Annotated in this window: 18 protein-coding genes; 8 read left to right on the forward strand and 10 right to left on the reverse strand. The window is 32.0% G+C overall.

What is annotated here, in order from left to right:
• Window positions 1-476: 476 nt before the first annotated feature.
• Together ACLFMM_RS02085 and ACLFMM_RS02090 are read right to left on the reverse strand one after the other, a co-directional pair.
• Window positions 477-1,493, reverse strand: a complete 1,017-nt coding sequence (locus tag ACLFMM_RS02085) for a PhoU domain-containing protein (protein WP_410807059.1) — start codon at window positions 1,491-1,493, stop codon at window positions 477-479.
• 319 nt (window positions 1,494-1,812) lie between these two features.
• Window positions 1,813-2,244, reverse strand: coding sequence for a hypothetical protein (locus tag ACLFMM_RS02090; protein ID WP_410807060.1), 432 nt, complete (start codon window positions 2,242-2,244; stop codon window positions 1,813-1,815).
• A 655-nt stretch (window positions 2,245-2,899) separates the two neighbouring features.
• Between ACLFMM_RS02090 and ACLFMM_RS02095 the strand changes: the two genes are divergently transcribed.
• The 5 genes from ACLFMM_RS02095 to ACLFMM_RS02115 all read left to right on the forward strand — a co-directional run bounded on the left by ACLFMM_RS02095 (window position 2,900) and on the right by ACLFMM_RS02115 (window position 9,416).
• Window positions 2,900-6,694 (forward strand): AAA domain-containing protein, encoded by a 3,795-nt coding sequence (locus ACLFMM_RS02095; RefSeq protein WP_410807061.1) that lies wholly within the window; start codon window positions 2,900-2,902, stop codon window positions 6,692-6,694.
• A gap of 436 nt (window positions 6,695-7,130) precedes the next feature.
• Entirely contained in the window at window positions 7,131-7,787 is a 657-nt protein-coding gene (locus ACLFMM_RS02100; protein WP_410807062.1) for an ATP-binding cassette domain-containing protein, read from the forward strand.
• A 34-nt stretch (window positions 7,788-7,821) separates the two neighbouring features.
• Complete coding sequence (locus ACLFMM_RS02105; protein ID WP_410807063.1) at window positions 7,822-8,022, forward strand: ABC transporter permease; 201 nt, start codon at window positions 7,822-7,824, stop codon at window positions 8,020-8,022.
• 38 nt (window positions 8,023-8,060) lie between these two features.
• Window positions 8,061-8,588, forward strand: a complete 528-nt coding sequence (locus tag ACLFMM_RS02110) for an ABC transporter permease (RefSeq protein ID WP_410807064.1) — start codon at window positions 8,061-8,063, stop codon at window positions 8,586-8,588.
• A 162-nt stretch (window positions 8,589-8,750) separates the two neighbouring features.
• On the forward strand, window positions 8,751-9,416 hold the full coding sequence (locus tag ACLFMM_RS02115) for an HAD family hydrolase (RefSeq protein ID WP_410807065.1): 666 nt from the start codon (window positions 8,751-8,753) through the stop codon (window positions 9,414-9,416).
• 32 nt (window positions 9,417-9,448) lie between these two features.
• On the opposite strand, the gene ACLFMM_RS02120 is transcribed toward ACLFMM_RS02115, so the two are convergent.
• The 4 genes from ACLFMM_RS02120 to ACLFMM_RS02135 form a co-directional block, all read right to left on the reverse strand.
• Entirely contained in the window at window positions 9,449-10,114 is a 666-nt protein-coding gene (locus ACLFMM_RS02120; RefSeq protein ID WP_410807066.1) for an HAD family hydrolase, read from the reverse strand.
• Window positions 10,115-10,173: 59 nt separating this feature from the next.
• The gene (locus tag ACLFMM_RS02125; RefSeq protein WP_410807067.1) at window positions 10,174-11,085 is read right to left on the reverse strand and encodes an aminoglycoside phosphotransferase family protein; all 912 of its coding nucleotides are present in this window, start codon (window positions 11,083-11,085) and stop codon (window positions 10,174-10,176) included.
• A 129-nt stretch (window positions 11,086-11,214) separates the two neighbouring features.
• On the reverse strand, window positions 11,215-11,838 hold the full coding sequence (locus tag ACLFMM_RS02130) for an HD domain-containing protein (RefSeq protein WP_410807068.1): 624 nt from the start codon (window positions 11,836-11,838) through the stop codon (window positions 11,215-11,217).
• Between the two features lies 1 nt (window position 11,839).
• A complete protein-coding gene (locus tag ACLFMM_RS02135; protein WP_410807069.1) occupies window positions 11,840-12,916 on the reverse strand; it encodes a CHAD domain-containing protein in 1,077 nt (358 codons plus the stop codon).
• Window positions 12,917-13,226: 310 nt separating this feature from the next.
• On the opposite strand from ACLFMM_RS02135, the gene ACLFMM_RS02140 reads away from it, so the two are divergent.
• Together ACLFMM_RS02140 and ACLFMM_RS02145 are read left to right on the forward strand one after the other, a co-directional pair.
• Window positions 13,227-13,388 (forward strand): hypothetical protein, encoded by a 162-nt coding sequence (locus ACLFMM_RS02140; protein ID WP_410807070.1) that lies wholly within the window; start codon window positions 13,227-13,229, stop codon window positions 13,386-13,388.
• Between the two features lie 18 nt (window positions 13,389-13,406).
• Window positions 13,407-13,529 (forward strand): hypothetical protein, encoded by a 123-nt coding sequence (locus ACLFMM_RS02145; RefSeq protein ID WP_410807071.1) that lies wholly within the window; start codon window positions 13,407-13,409, stop codon window positions 13,527-13,529.
• A 31-nt stretch (window positions 13,530-13,560) separates the two neighbouring features.
• Here ACLFMM_RS02145 and ACLFMM_RS02150 read toward each other — a convergent pair whose 3' ends face one another.
• Window positions 13,561-14,448: an exopolyphosphatase gene (locus ACLFMM_RS02150; RefSeq protein ID WP_410807072.1), complete on the reverse strand. Its 888-nt coding sequence runs from the start codon at window positions 14,446-14,448 to the stop codon at window positions 13,561-13,563.
• Window positions 14,445-16,532 (reverse strand): polyphosphate kinase 1, encoded by a 2,088-nt coding sequence (gene ppk1, locus ACLFMM_RS02155; RefSeq protein WP_410807073.1) that lies wholly within the window; start codon window positions 16,530-16,532, stop codon window positions 14,445-14,447. Before ppk1 ends, ACLFMM_RS02150 begins: the two co-directional genes overlap by 4 nt.
• A gap of 468 nt (window positions 16,533-17,000) precedes the next feature.
• Here ppk1 and ACLFMM_RS02160 point away from each other — a divergent pair, with 468 nt between their 5' ends.
• Window positions 17,001-18,260, forward strand: a complete 1,260-nt coding sequence (locus ACLFMM_RS02160; protein WP_410807074.1) for an RNA-guided endonuclease InsQ/TnpB family protein — start codon at window positions 17,001-17,003, stop codon at window positions 18,258-18,260.
• A gap of 375 nt (window positions 18,261-18,635) precedes the next feature.
• On the opposite strand, the gene ACLFMM_RS02165 is transcribed toward ACLFMM_RS02160, so the two are convergent.
• Window positions 18,636-18,758 carry a hypothetical protein gene (locus ACLFMM_RS02165; RefSeq protein WP_410807075.1) on the reverse strand — a complete coding sequence of 41 codons (123 nt, stop codon included), beginning with the start codon at window positions 18,756-18,758 and terminating at the stop codon, window positions 18,636-18,638.
• A gap of 496 nt (window positions 18,759-19,254) precedes the next feature.
• Complete coding sequence (locus ACLFMM_RS02170; RefSeq protein WP_410807076.1) at window positions 19,255-20,490, reverse strand: hypothetical protein; 1,236 nt, start codon at window positions 20,488-20,490, stop codon at window positions 19,255-19,257.
• Window positions 20,491-20,644: the final 154 nt, after the last annotated feature.

Genomic DNA, 20,644 nt, shown 5'->3' on the forward strand with positions numbered 1-20,644 from the left:
CATTACAAAAATAGATATGACTGCAGTTAAAATCAGAATTTTCTCAAAAATTTCTCTATTTTTCATATAAATATCCCTGCACATTCAAAGCTACTTTTCGAATTATACACTATAGGTTTAATAATTCTCACAATTTTTGGTAACTGTTTTTTCCTATTATATATATGGTTAGCAAATATGCAAAAATAGCAACCACCATTATTGGGACAAGTATACTAATAAATCCAGACGGGTTATACCAGCAGGTAGTATAAGATGTAAATACCGCAAGTAATGTGAGAATCAGCATACTGGTTAATTTTTTCATCAATCGGTAATTGAATTACAGCATTATAGATTTTGCACAAAGGAATTATATAGGGATTATAAACTATATACATAATATAATTCGTATATAATATTTGTATGAAGTTGGCATGATGAATATTTAAAATACAATGGATATGTTAAAAGTCTTTTTACGTGTACAGACCAGTTCATTGTTGAGATAAATCAATCGTTAATTCAGCTATATTTTCTGCATAATTCCTAATACGTATAAAACTATCGAGAACAATGCAGGTAGATGTGGTTGCTGGTTGTTCAAATTCAATTATATTTTTACTTAAATCTTTACTTTTTCTTAAGATTTCATTTGCAGTTTTGGAATCTGAAAGTTTAAATGATTCAACGCTTTCTGAATAGAGGTTTAAAGAAGCTTCTCCGGTATCTATTAGTTTTGATACATCATTTTCTGGTATATTTCTTTCTAATGCTGATACTATCTTGGTAGCATGGTCTCCTATTCTTTCAATATTCCCTGCTACAAGCCGGTAATAAAATGTTTCAATCAGATTTAAACTACTATTTTTTGAAACTTTATTTAAACTCAGACGATTGATGAATTGCTTTGAAACAAGGTAAAACATCTTATCAACTTCATTGTCACGTGTAATGACATCTTCTATTAAATCGTAGTTATTTTCTTTTAATACTGAAAGGGACTCACTTATCATCTGATAAACTATTGCTGACATTCTTGTAAGACCTTTTTCAATAGTAAACCTTTCAGTTTCCAGTAATTCTTGAACAACTATTTTGAATTCAGTTGTTTCAATAACTTCCACACCTATCAAATTCTGGATTAATCCTTTGATTTCATTCTTGAAATCAAATGATTTAAAATCTGCATGAATTTCAAGGTACTGATACCCACCCATTATGTAGGTACCTATTATATCCCGTTTAAAATCTTCTATATCTTTGTTGCCTTGTTCTAGTACCTTGATTAATGGTCTTTTTTTATTAATTCTAGGCGTTATTGCTATTGACCCATCATCCAGATACGAAATAAAAACGACAGTACCTGCTTCAAGACCACTGTTTACAACCCAGTTTTTTGGTAATGTGATAAGGTATGTTGACTTTCCAGAAACTTGAACTTTTCTTGTATCCATATTAGAAAGGTTTAACTCAGTTTGTGAATCTCCTTGTGGCTTTTTTCCACTGGTCATTTATTTAACTCCTCTTATAGTGTTTTCAAATTAAACGGGCTGCGGAAACCATTGAAAAATATAAGTTAAATTTAAAATCGTTAATGTCCTCAATATTTGATAAATGCTAATAGGTAAACCTTATAATTAGAAAAATATAAAAATATATTTTGGATTGATTAAAATTGTGAACAAGATAAGTTATTAATGAAATAAATGAGTTTGATATGTTGTAGATTTTTATCATTTGGATTAGAATTATATTTCAACATTATAAATTTTACATATATAGTTTATATATACTTTAGAAACTATGTAGCTTAGAAAATTCTATTAAAAATTAATCAATTCTTATAATTTCATAACCAAACAGTCCTAGTGCAAAGAGGATAGAAACCATTGACAAAGTGAAAATTGCATTTGAATAATAGGTTTCTCTTATATACCAAGACATGCCACCAAGGAAATGGGTAATACTCATCAACAGAATGATTGAAGCTCCAAAGTAATATAATTTGGTCCCTTCAAGTGCTTTTAATACACTATAAGAAATACCATAATAGAAAAATACTATAACTATGAAATATGGTATCACTACATTGTTTTCAATAGCAAATAATAGGATAGGACTGAATTCATTTTCCAGAATTTCTTTGATACTATCAGCAAAATAGAATGTTAATGTATAATCAATTATTATTGATACACTTAAAAATAGGGGCAATATTCTTTTTTGAAAAATTGATTCTAATATTTGCAAAAACCTGCTCATATCTATTCGACATCCAAAAAATTACTACATATTTCTTCTTTGATTATGTATTATAAAATTTAAATCATAATATTTAAAAATATTCTTGAATGAACTATTATAGTTCAACACAGATTATTTGTTACGAATATACAATACGTCTTATTATTCGTCAAAAGGATACAAGTAACAAATATAGAGTTATTGACTATAAATAAAAACATGAACTTATTAAAGTTCATATTAATAATTTAATCTATTTCCAAGTTCTTCGACTTGTTCATCCAGGTTTTTGTCGTACCTTATCACAAAACAGGGATATTCCATTAAGTCTAATTTATCTCTTTTCTTTTTATCATCACTTTTTACCGAATCTTTATCATGATCTGGTCCATCTACGAAAACTATAGTAAGGTATGTAGTTAATTATACACAAACAGCATATGAGATTATCATAAAAACATTGTTCATGGAACTAGAAAAATATCTGTCATTTGCTAAAGCATGGATGAACAAATTCTATAAAATAATACTTACAGAGTTGCGATTATAATTAGAAATAACTATGATGATTTTCAACGTTACATGAAACATCAAAAAATGTAATGTTAAGCTTTAATTATTTTTTCTCATCAACAGCTATAATAATTGTCACAATGTTACATGGAGTTTAGCCATGACTAGGTACAACTTAAATCCTTCTTTAATTGCACGATACTTTTACCATGATTGTGAACGTTATCTTCGATATCATGCTACTCCTCTAAATGAAAGGAATAATGAAGGCATTCCTGAAATAGAACACGATCAAAACCCTATAATGAGAATTTTACTAAAGACAGGTATTGAGTGGGAAGAAGAAGTAATTACTGACAAATTGGGTGATAATGTAATAGTTCCTGAAGGTGAAGGAGCTTTAAATGAACGGGCTCATACATTCGCTGAAACACTAGATATTATCAAGGGCATAAAATCAGGTCAAAACATATATCAACCTACAATACACGTTCCTAAGCAGTTTTTAAAAAAATACAACCTCTCATCAGACCTATACAGATTTCCTCCATGTAGACCTGATTTAATAAGGCTTATAGAAGATAATGAAAAGAATGTGCTGCAGATAATCGATATAAAAGCTAGTGATGATATAACACCAAGCCATCGGGTGCAAACAGCATTATATTCATTGATGTTGCAAGAATCTTTAAAAGAACAGGGTTTTGATATTAAAGTAGACCTGAAAAAGGCAGGCATCTGGCTCTATGAACAAGATGAACCCGAATTATTTGACCTGCATTTCGATATTAAGATGGTGGAAAATTTTCTTCAGAACCATTTACCTGTTATCTTAAAATCGCCTATTGATAAATTATCCTGGCATTTATATCATAGATGTGAATTATGTGAATTCTATCGACACTGCAAATCAGAAGCAGAAGAGAATGATTCTGTATCAATGATTCCTTATTTATCTTCAAGCGGTAAAAAGTACCTATGTAATGACAGGTTATCATTAAATTCTCTATCTGAATTAGAATCGTTTTTAAAAAAAGATAATGCAGAAAAATACCTGGAAGATTGTGGGTCCCTTAGAAATCAAGGGCATAAATTATTAACTACAACTCAAGCTTTAAAAAATAACGAGCCGGTCCTTACAGACAGAATTTCACTGAATCTACCGATTAATGAAGGTGTAGCTTTATTCATCACGATACAAAATGACCCAGTTTCATCCAAGATATATGCAATAGGGTATAGAAGGTTTAAAGGAAAACAAGTATATGAAAATACAACAAATGAAAATATCTACATTGCCAATAATCCAGATGAATGTACTGATATCCAGAAAAAGTTTCTAATTGATTTGTATGATGAACTAAAAATTTTGCATGATTATAACCGTGAAAGAGAGTGGTCTGAACAAAAATCGCTTCAAACTTATGTTTTTGACAGTTATGAACTACAATTGTTCTATGACCTCCTTAATGATTTCACCAAGGACTACAAAATGGCACCTGTAGCCCTCAGGTTGCTTTTCTATTTCCAGAATACGAAATTAGCCGGCCAGGTAGAACACCCATCTACTGAAATAAAACATCCTACAGTAGTTTTAACAAACGAGATTGACCAGCTTGTAAGTTTACCGGTTCCATTTTCATTAAGGCTACCTGAAATATCGAAAGTTCTTCAGAGTCCTGATTTTAATTATGATTTTGAGCCTAGCGGACTTTTCTGGTTCGAACAGAGTAATGTCATGAAATCCGATGCTATTACAATGGTCTGGGATGGGACTAGACCCGAAGCTACAGAATGGATAAAAAACGAACTATCTAAAAGGCTGCTTGCAACGAGTAGTGTATTAGAAGGTCTGCGTTACATTGCAAAGGATAAATTGATTACATGGTCACAGAAATTCAAGATACCGGATTCTTACTATTTTGAAAATAAGGAACTTTCAAAACTGTCATTCCTAACTCGATATGAATCTTATATGGCTGCTATGGATATCCGCGAAAAAAGATCTCTTCCCAAATCAGAACGAATCAGAGAAGGTATAAGTGTACCTGTCGAATGTATGGGTTTAAACATTTGGAGAGTTACAAAACCTATCGATTACACTCTTTTTGAGAAAAATGAAGAGTTCAGTCATATTTTAGTACCTGAGAATGAAGAGGGAGAAAAAGCACAGATATCATTCGATGATTACACTTTCCGTTCTGAAATAAATGATTCTGGAAATACAGGTGTAAACTTTGCAATCATAGATGAAAAGAAAGTGGACCCAAAAGATGGGAAATTGAAATTGTTATATCTGGATGTCAAATATAACAATAACCAGGAACATTTCAATACAGGTGACAAAGCAGTTCTTCACCCAAGGTTTACAGATTTTACATCCAGACGGATCATGAGGAAATTAAGAGAACTGGATGAACTGGATGATAGTGGATTTCTGGAACTTATAAGGACGCCACAAACGTTTAACAAACCAATATATGAAGCTGACAATCTATTAAACGAAGCTCTTTATTTGAGTGATTCATCTGGATTTACATCTAGTCAGATGAAAGCTTTTGAACATATGGTTAATAACCGTTTAACTCTTGTTTGGGGACCACCTGGAACAGGCAAAACCTATTTCCTTTCAAAATCCGTTCTTAACATCCTACAAACATGGAAAAATAAGAGTTATAGATTCCATATAGCAATCACTGCATCTACACACGCTGCTATCGAAAATCTTCTACTAAAAATCCAGGAAATTTCGAATGATTATGGTTTCGATGATTTACCTGTTTATAAATTGAAATCCGCAAAAACTGCATCTGGTAAAAGGTCACTACAAGTTTGTCCAGAATATGAAGTGGACGATTTATTAAGCATCCAACATTTAGTGGTCGGCGGCACTGTTAATAGTCTGGATAAAATTGGTAAAAAAATACCTACCATAGATATGCTTATTGTTGATGAAGCATCCCAGGTCAAACCTGCTGAAATTGCTCTCGGAATGTCTATAATTGATTACGGAAAAAGACTGGTCCTTGCAGGTGACGATCTACAACTTCCGCCTATAATCAATGGTGATTATCCAGAATCTGATGATGAGCTACCAGGTTTACATGACTCTATTTTTTTCTATCTGCGTCACAGGGATAGTGAAAATAATCCTTATACATATCAGCTTCTTGAAAACTGGCGTATGAACAAAACATTATCCAGATTTTCTGCAGAAACGCTTTATGGATTGGATTATAAACCTGCAACAGATGAGATAGGTTTACAGAAGCTGGAATTTGGCACACCTTTACAAACTAATGGTTTAACTGAATCTTATTATAATTTGCTCGTATCTATAGTTGATACAGAGTATCCTTTAACAGTTTGTATTTTGGAAAACGTTCAAGCATCAGTAGAAAATGAAATCGAAGCAGAAATCGTATCAAGGTTATCAGTTTTGCTTCGTGATAACCTGTTATCTGAAGATGGAAGATATTATCCGGATAATGAAGAAGGAGACAGGAAATTTTGGAAAGAAGGACTTTTTATCGTGAGTCCCCATCACTCCCAGATAAGGACTATACATAATCATCTGGATTCTTTGAGGAGATGGAACCATCATCCATTTGTGGATACTGTTGACAAGATGCAGGGTCAGGAGTCACAGGCGGTTATTGTAAGCTATGGTGTAAGCGATGTTGAAACTGCACTAAATGAAGCTGAGTTCATTTACAGTCTTAATAGGTTGAATGTATCTGTTACAAGAGCAAAATCCAAATGCGTACTGTTTTTACCTCGTCCATTGCTTGAACCATCTGTTGAACTTTTACAGAATGAAGATGCATCTAGTGGCTTTCATCATATGTTAAATCTAATTGATTTTTGTAGGAAATATGGAAAAAAAGAATCATTTGAACTTGATTTTGATGGCAAAAATGGTGTAAATCTCACAGTATTAAAAGGTAAATATTAAATATTTAGTATATGAGATGACTGATTTAGAATTGTATATGGTCTTTAGGGAATTCTTGAATGACATAATATGTAAAGATTTACTATAGAGGATTTCGATTTCAGGGGCTTTGCACAAAAAGTCAATTAAGTCATTACCTAAAAATAGTTTATTTTCAGTATTGCTATATAAATAATATTTGTAAACAACTAAGAAAATTACTATTTATTATAGTCAATAACTCAATATTTGTTGCTTATAATTATATTAACAAATGATGACAGACATTGCAAATTAATAACAATTAATCTGTGCTCAACTATATCTTAGAGAAAATAAATAAGTACTTTGACATTGATTATAGTCATAAGTTTGGATATTATTTGACGTAGAGTCTAAAATATGCATGGCGGATAATTCAGTATAATTCTATTTTCAAATACGGTCACTTGAGAATATGGAACTGATAAAATACGAAGGAATAGATATCTCCTATAACGGGGTGAACATTGTATCAGATTTTAACTTATCCATTTTTAAAGGTGAAAAGGTACTTGTAAAAGGAAATTCAGGAACCGGCAAATCAACATTGATGAAACTATTACTGGGTTTTACCCAACAAACATATGGAAATCTATATTTTCAGGGTGAAATCGTAGATGAGAGCCTGGTATGGGATATAAGGGAAAAAGTAGCATATGTACCACAGGAACTCGATATTGGAGATGGTAATGTTGATAATTTTATAAATGAAATCCTTTCATATCAGGTTAACAGGTCATCACTGGACTATAGTAGAATATACTCTCTTTTGAAACAGTTCAATCTTAAACAAAACATACTTAGCAAAGATTTTGAAAATCTGTCAGGTGGAGAAAAACAGAGGATTGCAATTGTGATTTCACTGCTGATTAATAGGTACATATACCTCCTTGATGAACCCACCTCAGCACTTGATTTAAATTTGAAAAAGAAAGTAGTAGACCATTTTATTGAAAATGGGGATTTAACTGTTTTTATAGTATCCCATGACAGTGAATGGGAACGGGAAAGGGTAAAAGTAGTAGACATCACTGATTACCAAAACGGACCGGGGTCATATACAGGTTTATGATATATCAACAATATCCCTTGTACTGTGCTTTTTAATGTTGCTTGTACCTCTTGCTATAAGCTATCTATTGAATCTGGATTTGATAAAATCAACATTTAAAAGCATATCCAGAATGACCCTTCAGCTGGCTTTTATAGGCATATTTTTAACATTTATCTTCGATTTGAACAGTACACTGCTGAACTTGCTCTGGATATTGTTGATGCTTGTAGTGGCATCACATATTCTGTCATAAAAAGCTCGGATATAAAACTGGATAAACTGTTTGTCCCGTTGTTCCTCTCGTTTACATTGGCCAATCTGGCAGTACTGTTTTATTTCAACAGTTTTGTAATCGACCTGACCAATCTTTTTGAAGCAAGATATTTGATACCTATCGGGGGTATGGTGCTTGGAAACTCCCTGAGAGCAAATATCATCGGAATCAATGGTTTCAGGAACGAAATTAAAAGAAATGAATACCGGTATCTTTACTCTCTGTCACTGGGCGCCCAAAAAAATGAGGCACTTATACCTTATCTAAGAAAAAGCATGATTTCTGCTATAAAACCTACTATTGCAAACATGTCTACTGTGGGTATTGTATTTCTTCCCGGAATGATGACAGGGCAGATTCTGAGTGGCTCAAGTCCGATTATTGCGATAAAATACCAGATTGCGATTATGGTTGCTATTTATGTGACTACTGTGATGAGTGTTATGCTGAGTATAGTTGTTACAATGTATATAGGATTCGACAGACTGGGTATATTCAGGATAGATATTCTGAAAGAGGACAAAAAGAAATCAGCAACCAACTAATAAATTAGATAGCTGGCTTTCTAAGATATATATTTTGCATATTTTCTATATTTTATATACATAATCTATATATGTAATGTTATTTTACTTTACTATGTAAACAAATCATAATTATCCGTTTATGGAGATAATACACAGCTTGATGGCGAATTAATAAATTGGATGGGACGAAATATGTTGAATCACAATGTTAGAGGGATTGTATTTGACTGTTATAATACACTGCTAGATGTCAAAGCAAAAGAAAGCAGTATGAGTACCTATGAAAGGCTAAGTAACTGGTTGCTTTATAAGGGTGTCAGGATAAATCCTGAGGAACTAAGAAATAAATACACCGGTAAAATTATGGACAGGTTCGGGAGGTCTGAACATGAACATCCGGAAATAAGAGTAGAAGAAGTTTTTGCTGAAATCTGCAGGGAAAATGCGTTCTGGAACATAGACGAAGGACATCTTGGGTTCGAAGCTGCACAGGTGTTTAGGTCTTCAGCAATCAGGCATCTGGATGTATTTCCCCAGAGTTCAAAGTTACTTGAAAATTTAAAACATATGCCCATGTGTATTGTATCAAATGGTCAGAGAGCATTCTCAGAATTTGAATTGAAATTCCTTGGATTGTATGACTACTTCGATTTTGTTATCTTTTCATCTGACTTTGGATACAGAAAACCTGATACCCGCCTTTTCCAGACAGCTGTGGAATGGATGGGGTTAGAGCCGTGGGAAGTATTGTCTATAGGAGACCAGCCAAATAATGACATTTATCCACCAGAGAGTATAGGAATGAGAGGCATGCACATCCATGAAGCATGGAAACGATATACTTAATCGATTTTTCTGGATTCAATAAATTATAGTTGTTATGAATCAGAATTCAGGAATTTATCCCATGCATCTTTTATATGCATTGTTTTCATTCCAATTTTTTGGGGTGCATGGATATCATTTTTGGTTTTGTCGCCAATAGATAAGATATATTCTGGTTTTAAATTCATACGTTCAGCTGCGGTCTGAAAAAGACGAGTGTCGGGTTTTTTATAACCAAAATCTGAAGAGAAAATAAGGAAATTAAAATAACCATATAACCCAAGAATTACTAATTCGGGCTCTGAAAACACTCTCTGACCGTTTGATATAATACATTTTGGTATATCATCAAATTTATCCAGTAACTTCAAACTATCTTTGTATAGGGTTAATTTTTTAATTGAAAAACTTCTAAAAGCTTTGGCTGTTTCGATACCCATTTGTTTTTCATCGATGTCCCATATTGCATATTCGCTACAGATCTCTGTAAAGATATTTTCCACACGGATTTCTGGATGCTTGTATATAGACCATTTTAAATGGGTTTGTATTTTGTCCAAGTATTCATCACGCAGTTCTTTAAATGTAATATCTACACCCTGATATAGGAGCCATTTACTGGTTTTTTTGTAGGCAGACTTAGATTCCTTTACTTTGGTATCAAGCAGTGTTTTATAACAATCAAAGATTATGCCGTGTATATTTTCTGTTGGTTCCATTCGTTACAATTGTTTGCATTACCAATATTTAAATTTAGATTCATAGATTTAACAGGAGTTCAAAATTTCAAATAGTTAATGGCTTCCCTTATAAGGTAATCTCGATGTCCATAGTCATGACATATTCTTGCTTCTCTCAGTAACCCATAACTCATGAAAAATGGTAATGTACTTTCAATTCTATAAAGTTCTCCTTCATCTTTGCTGTAACTTTTGAGAAAATGTCTTATATAAGGCTCAGCTTTTTTATCGTCTCCTCTTAAAGCATGATGATTTTTGATTTCAGCACAGAGTACTCCAAGGTCGCGGATATAATTTGCATTGTATAATGAACTTTCAAAATCAATGGCATGGGGTTTTCCGTGGCTGAATATGTAGTTTACAAGGGTAGCATCCTGATGTATCATAGATCCATGTTTTTGTTCAATTCGTGAACTATACCACCATTCTCCCAACAATCGATTGAAATCGTCCCGTTTTGAATGTCCCAAATGAAGATTGTTCAATACTTGATGGAAGTCCGCAAAATCCCGTTTTTTATTATAATAATTTTGTTTGTTTTCGTGGAGCTTACGTAACAGTTTTGACACTTCTGAAAGATGTTTTTTAACAAACTGGTCATGTTCAAAGTACCAACTCAACGGTTTACCAGATATATATTCAGTAATCATTACGCAGTTAAAATGTTTATTTACTGCGATTGGTCTGGATATATTTACCACATCTTTTATTTTTTCAAGTTTTTTAAATTCATTCATCATAGCTTTTTGATAATCATATTTCTTGATTTTTCCCTTTGGCTCTGCAAAAAATTTACCAACAACACTGTATTTTTCTCCCCTGAATTTGTATCTGCAAACTGTATGCGAGGCAGGAACTATTTCAAAAACATCAACTTCGCAATTTTTATGATTTATTTTATCTCCAAGCTCATGAATGAGCCATCCCCTGAAAACACTCTCGGTTTTCAATGTATTAACATAGATTTGTGGTATATGTACCCCCCTTTCAAAACTTAAAAGTTTAAGAGAAATTTTATAAATAAGTACTATAAATCTGTGACTATTTATAAGGACTTTACTGAATATTATGGTAAAAAATTAATTGTTGTTTGAATTTAGTTTGCTTTCCAGCTTTTGTATTAACGCATCAAAATATTCAGCTAATTTAGCATATTCAGTTCCATTGAATCTGTGATTCACTAGTTCGCTGATTTTACTATAGTACCACAATTGTCTCTCTTTTTTTGCAAAAAATTTATTCCATGCATTTCCATAATCCAGAAATTCTGAATTGTTTTTGGATTTATAATCATCAAGGATATTGACAAGAGTGTGGGTTTTATCAGCCCATCGAAGTAATGCAGCTTCTAAGGGTCCATTTTCAACTTTTTTTATAGCTCTTATTTTTCTCTGTTTCCATTCATCTTCATTTTCATTCATTGATTTATCTTCTGTAACATAATCCACAAGTTCTGCAACGTTATCTCCAAACTCGTATTTTATATCTTCTAATTTATACATAGTGCTTTCAATAACATCATGTAGGTATCCTGCAATTATAAGATCTTCACTTGAGTCTATTGATTGAAGCAAATGGGCCACTCCAAAAGGATGACATATAAATGGTCTACCGTCTTTATAACTCCCATCATGTGCTATTGCAGCAAAAGAAATAGCCCTAAATATTCGGGCATTGTTAAATGTATCAGGTTTGATATCCATATTAATTCTCTACTACATTATTTGGAATTGTATCGTTGTTATAAAGTTCAGCGATTGCAGACGAAAAACGGTTACTAAATACAGGTGACATCAAATTATTCCAGGCTTCTGGAAATGTATCCACAAGATTGTTCAATTCTTTATTTCTGAATTCAAGGTAGGATTCTACACCAGGTAGAGACGTATTCGAATCCAAGATACTTAAACCACTTTCACCCCATGTACCATGTTTTAGAAAATCTTCCAATAATTCAATCGCTACAACAGTGTCGTGAAGTTCTCCCAGATGGTCCTGCATTCTTTTTAGGTCTTTAATTATACTCTTTGATTCTGGTCCAAGCACTCCATTAAAAAATTCCAGAGTGTATCTAAGTGTTTTGATGTCTATACGAAGCTGATGTAGCCTTTCGTATGAAGTATCGTTCCTGTTGACCCATTCATCATAAGCTCGAACAGTTGCCAATTGCTGATGTAGAAGTATAGGAAGTACATCCTTTACCTTGTAAGGTACAGGTTTACCATCATCTGAAAACTTTGACATTTTCCAGACACCATCGTCTTCCAGAAGGTTACTGAAATTTTTAACAAATTTATGATATTTATTGCTTTCAAGATATATTAGCATATTACCTCTGGATTTATCCCTTTCAACATTTAGTGTGTCTATCAAGGGATTCAGTTCTGATTTTCTTTCATCCGGCAAATCGTTCAGATAATGTTCGATTTTTTCCATGAATACGTCAAGGTCGCGGACGGAACCCAATTTCTTACGGGTGCGTTTTATTTTTTTTAGTGGCTTGTTCAAAGTATCCATATCAAGGTAATCATTAAAAACTTTAAAGGCAGAACGCATACGCATTGCAGCGACCCGCATATCATGTAATTCTTCGTTATCTTTACCTATGCGGGTACCTGTTTCATGTTTTAACATCTTTTTAAAATGTAAACTCAATATTTTACGCGCAGCTTCGCTCATGGAATCATTTTTAGAAATTTCGGGCGCTTTTTTCTTTTTTGGAATTTGTGATGCATCAGAATTTAAAACAGATATCTCATTATCACTTGTAGTTTCATTCATATTAATAACTTCTTTATTTTTGCCTTGTTTGCTAGATATTATACTGACAATATTTTTATTTATTTCATAGTCATTATTGCGGTTGTTGTCTTTAAAAGGTACATCTGGTTTTATTGATAATTTATGTGACTCATCACCAGATATATTTTTTATATGATTATTATAATAACTGTGGCCGCAATTTGAATATGTACCGGGAATAAAAATTAAATTGTAAAATAAATGCCCTGAAATTAAATATATACCAAATAAATAACCAAATATTATATAAATAATTCTCGGGTATAACCAGTTTTCTGGATAATACGATATGAAAAAAATGATGCTTACTAAGGATAAAACAATACCTACAATGGTTAGATATTTTTCATTACCTTGGTTTATAAGTGCCATATTTATTCCAGAGAGTAACAGCACAAGTGCAGTAGAGAGCAGAGTAAACGTTATTATAACTTCAATATTTTCAGAATAACGTGTAAGTTTTACTGATATGGAAAAAATAATTCCAATAAGTGAAACCAATATACCTGACGAAAATAAAAATAAACCGATTTTACTATATTTATGTGATGATTTGAAACCCATATATAAAAATGGAAAACCAATCAGATAAAAATCTTTATTTATAGTTTTTTACTATTATATCACACATAATATTTTTTGTGTTTTTTATATAAAACATGAATCATACCATCCGCAAGACCCGATTTCGGAACATAAATTTTTGATATATCTCCCCATTTCATGGCAGATAGATAAATTTTTGATGCTGGTAAAATCACATCAGCTCTATCGGGTTTCAATCCAAGCTGTATAATTCTCTCTTCATACGTAAAATTTGAAAGGTAATCATAAACTTTCATCAGTTTTTTGTATTTTAGAGGTTTACCGTATTTTTTATTGGCAAGGTCAAAAAGCTTATTCATGTTCCCTCCACTACCAACAGCAGATATTTGCTGATAATCGGCTGTCACATCTTTTATCCAGTTTTTCATTTCTTTCCATTCGTTTTTGGATACAAGACCTTCAAGTAACCTTATAGTTCCAATATTGAAAGAATTGGAATCTATAATCTTTTTGTTGTCAAAAAGAGTAATCTCTGTACTTCCTCCTCCAACATCTATGTACAAATAAGCTTTACCACCATCCAGAAATTTTTCAATCCGGTTCGAATAAATTATTTCCGCTTCCTTTGAACCATCTATAATATCCAGATCGATACCGCTCGAATTTTTAATTCGTTGAACAATTTCATCTCTATTTTCCGCTTCCCTCATTGCAGAAGTCGCACATGCCATATAATCAAGCGGACTGTATGCATCCATCAGATACCTAAACCCGGTTAATGTGTTCACCAGATGCTGTATTTTCTCTTCAGATATCTTTCCTCTTGCAAATGCATCATCACCCAAACGTATCGGCATTCTAAAGAGAGATACTTTTTCAAAAATCGGTTCTCTTGATTCTTCTGAAACTATCGATAAAAGAAGTCTTACAGCGTTTGACCCTACATCAATTGCAGCAAATTTCATAAATTAGCATCCAGTTTGTTATATTTATCATTCAAAAATTCATATATTTCATATTGAGCACGATGATAGGTGTCAGGATTTTTAACACGGTAAGGGTTACTCTGTGTTTCATTTATTATCCTTGCTTTTTGTGTATCCCTGAACTGAAGATTGAAAAATTGTTTAATCTCCTGCTTTATATTAGGGTCATAGACTGGAGTTGCTACTTCAAACCGATTATCAAGGTTTCGAATCATCCAGTCGGCGGAAGAGATAAAGTATATTTCATCCTCATCATTACAGAAAATAAATAATCGTGAATGTTCCAAAAATCTATCAACTATACTGATAACTTCAATATTTTCACTCATTCCTTCAATTCCCGGTACAAGTGAACAAATGCTTCGAGCAATTATTTTTATTTTTACTCCTGACTGACTTGCTACGTATAATTTATCAATCATTTCTTTATCTACTAAGTTATTCAACTTTATGTAAATATATGCGTCTTTACCTTCCTGTGCATTGTTGATTTCGTTCCTGATTAATTTAGTGAACCTTTCGCGCATATAAAAAGGTGACACAATGAGGTGGTTATAGGTATAATGTTTATAATTGTATTCGAAAAAATCAAAAATATTTTCGATTTCACTGATTATACGTCTGTCTGCAGTGAACAAAGCATGGTCACTGTAAATCCTTGCAGTGGATTCATTGAAGTTACCGGTAGATACGACCCCGTAATTAACCGTTTTATTTTCTTTTCGCCTTGTTATCATACATAGTTTAGCATGTACTTTCAACCCAGGTACACCATCAATTAACCTTGCACCATGCTCTCTTAATTTTTTCGTCCAGTGAATGTTTGCTTCTTCATCAAAACGAGCTTTCAATTCCATGACCACTGTTACGGATTTACCGTTTTGTATTGCATTGATTAGAGCGTTTATAACATTTGAATTTTTGGCGACCCTATACAGAGTTATATAAATGGATGTTACTTCAGGATCAATGGCTGCTTCCCGCAAAAGGTCGATTATATAATCAAATGATTGATAGGGGAAATGCAGAAATATATCTTTCTCATCAATAGCATCCAGTACAGTTCTATGTTTCTCTAAATCAGCGTCTGGTAATTCTGCAAGTTCACCATATTCCATTGAAGAAGACCCTAATTTTGGGAAATTGATGAAATCCTTTGCATTGTGGTATCTACCACCAGGGATAAGATTGTCGAAATTATGCATATTGTATTTTGTTAGAATGAAATCCAGTAAATCTTCAGGCATTTCTTGATCATAAACAAGCCTTACAGGTTGGCCTTTTTTTCTATTGTTAAGACTTTCTGATATTTGTTCAAAGAAACTTTTGGTAACATCTTCACTAATGTCAAGTTCTGCATCCCTGGTCAATTTAACCGTGTAAGCACTTATGGAATCATAATCAAAAAGGTAAAAAACTTCATTAAGTCCGTATCTGATAATATCATCAAGCAGTATGATATATTTTCTATCATCTATCGGTGGAAGGACTATAAACCGAGGTAAAACATCTGTAGGTAGTTCAATCAGTGCGTATTTTGTCCTATCATATTCAGAATTTCGATAAAGGTAGATAGCCAGGTATATTACATGATTTTTAAAATGAGGCATCTCAGAACTATTATCCAGCATAATGGGTACTAATCTGGGTCTGACTTCATGCTCAAAATAATCTTTGACGAATTGCTGTTGTTCTTGATTCAACTCAGTTTCATCGATAATAAATATATTAGCGTTGTTCAAATCCTCTATTAACGTATTAAACACTTTATCAAATCTGTCACGCTGTTTAAGGACAATATTGTGTATTTCATTCAAAACCTCCCTGGGAGACCCACCGCTAGGATCCCTTACTGCGTTTCCTTTTACCTTTGCATCAATTACCCTTTTAAGGGTTCCTACCCTTACACTAAAAAATTCATCCAGATTTGATGAAAAAATTCCTAGAAACTTGATTTTTTCAATTAGAGGAACGTTAGAATCAGTAGCTTCCTGTAATACCCGACCATTAAAAGAAAGCCAGCTTATCTCACGATTTACGTACTTTTTTGCATTTTTTTTCATAATAACCTTAACTCAAATTAAATAGCAGTCGAACATTTTTAATATCTTAATCCAACTAAACTTGTTTAATATATGTAAATTATGCATATATTTTACATAGTAGTATAGAAAATATATATTTGAAGGAGTTAATGATTTTTAGTTTTGTTTGGATTATCCATGTCTAATTTTATGTTGATGTTCTATTATATACATATTTGAATAAATATCTGAATAAACCCTTTCTGTGACCATTTTGCCATTTAAGCTTATATTATATATCAATTAAACAATGTATTTAAGCAGGCATTTGGTTTCTTAGTTTTACTATATATTTTTTGAATAATTATATAATTTATTGGTACAATGTATATATAACTGCAATAAATATAAAGGTAATATAATAGACCCACATCAAAGCCATCTCAAAACCTCAAACATCCCTTAATATTCATGTGGGTCTTATTTCCATTAAAACATAGTCTTTGCATGAGATTAAAAATGCGGTTTACACGGAAACTAAAGGTTTACCCATCAGAAGAACAGAAAAATGTTCTCTGGAATCTATCCGAACAATGCCGATTATTATACAATCTCGCATTAAACGAAAGACTTAAAGAAGCAAAACATAATGGTAAAATCGTTACTTATCAGGAACAACAGAAACGTTTACCTGTTCTAAAGAAAAAGTATCCGCAATACTGGAATGTTCATTCTAAAGTTTTACAGATGGTTTTAATTACTGTTGATTCTGATTATAAATCCTATCAAAAACAAAAAGATAAAGGAATGGAATATATAAAACCGCCCAAATTTAAAAGTCGGAAATATTTCACCACCCTACGGTATCAGCAAAGTGGTTTCAAAATAAATAGTGGTAAAATATCGTTATCTCACAACTATAATGATGTACCCCTTGAATTTAATAATCCTCATAATTTTAAAATCAAAAATGTTAAGCAAGTTATCTTATTTAATGATAAACCCTACCAAGGTAAAGGCGACTACTATGTTGCAGTTACTTATGAACTTAATTTTGACAGATATTCTGACAACAAAATCTATCAAGCAATAGATCTTGGTGTAAGTAAAACTGTAACAGCTATAAATACAAAAGGAAAATTTTTCGAATCAATAACTCCCAGACCTGAAATTTACTGGGGTCCAGTTTTAGATTCATTAAGTAATAGAATTGAAAATTGTAAAGAAAATAGTAGAAAGCAAAGAAAGCTTATAAATAAATATCATAAAATAAACAGAAAGAAACATAACCAAATAAAGGATTATTTGCATAAATTATCTAAAAATATGGTAGAAAATACTAAAGCTAATACTCTGATTATTGGTGATTTAAGTATAAACAACAGCAGTTTTGAAAACAATTACCAGACATATAAAAAGTTAATAAAAAATAACGGTTATCTTTCAAGGTTCATCGAACTATTAACCTATAAAGCAGAAATTGTGGGTAAAAAAGTAATAATAGTTGATGAAAGCCATACTTCTAAATTGTGTTATTCATGTGGAAAACGACATGAAATGACCACCCGAGACAGAATTATGGATTGTGATTGTGGTAACTTTATTGATAGAGATCAAAATAGTGCTATCAATATAATGTTACGTTACCTATCACAATATGCCAATTGGACAGGCTATCGAGATTTTCTCGATAATCTACGACAAACAGGTTTGCCAATGGTTAGGCATCCAGAGGTAAATACTCGTAGGAATATTGTCCAATCTTAAATAAATTTAATTTATATGTTACATGAAACATCAAAAATCATCATTTTCAGGGAAAGTAGGAATCTGTCAGATTTTTATTAACTATAGACATAACTGCTAAAGTTAGTTTATTTAATTTAAGGTTTAGGAACATTAGATAACATATCACGTTCGGTTTCCGAGTTAATTCTTGCATAATATTGCAACGTGATAGCAGTATTCGAATGTCCTAATCCGTACGATATTATTTTTAGTGAAAGTATATCTGTACTCTGATAACCTTAACGATTTAACTTTTGAAGAGTTGTTCGGTGATGATACACGATATATCGATGGCCATGATATTAACAGGATAAGGAGCGTTTAAACAAAATAATTAGAATAGATTGGGTGTCTTTATATTACACCCTTGTTAACTAGTTCTCTGCAAGCTAATATTACTGCTTGTTCTATTTCACTAAATTGTTCTAATATTTCATCGTTGATTTCTGCTAACTCTTTAATTTCTTCTTTTTTCATATTAGCACTTTTATTCATATTTTACAACTCTCTGAAATTTTTTAAATTATCATCCAGAGAGTATGGTTATTTCTCTTTGATGAGTCGAAATTCACTATAATTAGTAATGTATAGTACATAATAGACAAGCATAAATGACATTAAAGAAATTCCAAAAGTATAAAATTAAGAAAAAACAGTGACAGGGAAAGGAAAAATAAAGAAAATCTCTTTTATTTAATAAATGATTACATTTCTAAATAATCTACAAAAAGTTAAACAACATCAAATTCTTGAAACAGCTCTGGTGGTATATATGATCCAAACCAGTAAATAGTAATATCATTTTTCAAAGGCCTTAAACGGTGCACTGTATCGTATATATCCAACTGAAAATCATGAAATTTTTCTAAGAGACGTTTATCAGATGGCAGTCCTTTTTCGATATCATCAAAGTCTGGTATATCATCTCTTGGATAATATGTCAAAAAATGGTTTTTATAATGATGATACCCTGCTAAATATCTCCAAACACAATTAAAACGTCGAATCCTTCATATGTATTTATACCATGACCTGCCCCAAACCAGAAAGCATGAGACCCAAAAATATTATTCTCTCTGTTAAGCCCTTTTATATCTAACTTATTCTCAATCATATATTTATAAGTTAAAAAACACACTCTCATATTATGATTGTATTTATTGTTTTTAACCAGTTTCCATAATTTATCACTATATTCATCATAATAAGATAACATCCAATTTTTGTATATTGTTCTATCTTTACTCATTCTGATTATTTTAGTCCCCGGGTTACTAAATTGGGTTTTATGCAAATTGATTTTAGGTTTATATTCGGGGAATATTTCTCTGAACATCCGTAATTTATGAGTAAATGTGTATCTGTTAAATGATGCACAGTTATACACGATATTCTTCCAAGATATCATTTGTTTATAGAATATTATCCACTCCCACATAATTTCAACATTGAGGTTTCCTATTTTGTTGAAAATAAGGTTATAATATAACTCATTTACATTAATATTGCAGATGTTGTCCCACTTACCTCTGCCATCATTTAAAACAGAAATGTTATGATTATAAACGATTCTGCTAAACTTATTTGTCAATTCATAAAATTTCACATGGTCATTATCCAATATACAATCACGAACACTATTTAGAACAGCCTTATCATCCTCATTTTTAATATTGAGTTTTAAAATCTCGTTTAGGTAATCAGCTTTTAATCGGTTAGAAAAGCTGTTACTTTTTATACCTTCCTCGACGAAAATGTTGTCAAAAGAATTGAAATCAATATCTGTATAAAACAGAAAATGCAGAGGCATAAATACACAATTAGTATACGTTTTGTTTTTGAGTTGACTGAATTGATTTCTATATGAACATCTTCCTTTGCATCGTAGTACCTTGCAAATTAAAGTAGGAGATGAATTACCCAATTTTTTATATAGATCTACGACCCGTTTGTCACCCCTTTGCAAACGGCTGCAGCCCCTTTCAAACCCCCTGAATATCTTGGTTCTAATACCTATTCTTTCTTTAAGTTCATTTAAGAAATCATGTGATGGACCAAGTACCAAATGTCTCTCATGAGGGTTAGAATTAATGTAATCTACCATAGATTGTGTTTTCCCGTAACCTGGTTGCTCTGAATGAATTTCAAGTACTGGTTCAGAACAATCGTTGTAATCATCATTATTGTTTCTAAATTTAGAAACAATCAATTCAACGTTAGAACCAAAATTTTTGTTGTATATCTTCTTATGCTCTGTAGAATCAAGTTCATAACAACAGGAATTGATGAGTTCTGCTAATGTGTCCAACCATGAACCTCAACACTCGTTTTTCAAAATAAAGATAGGGTAAAAAGTTAAAAGT

Origin of the sequence: Methanohalobium sp. (assembly GCF_046546175.1) — an archaeon.
GTDB lineage: Archaea > Halobacteriota > Methanosarcinia > Methanosarcinales > Methanosarcinaceae > Methanohalobium.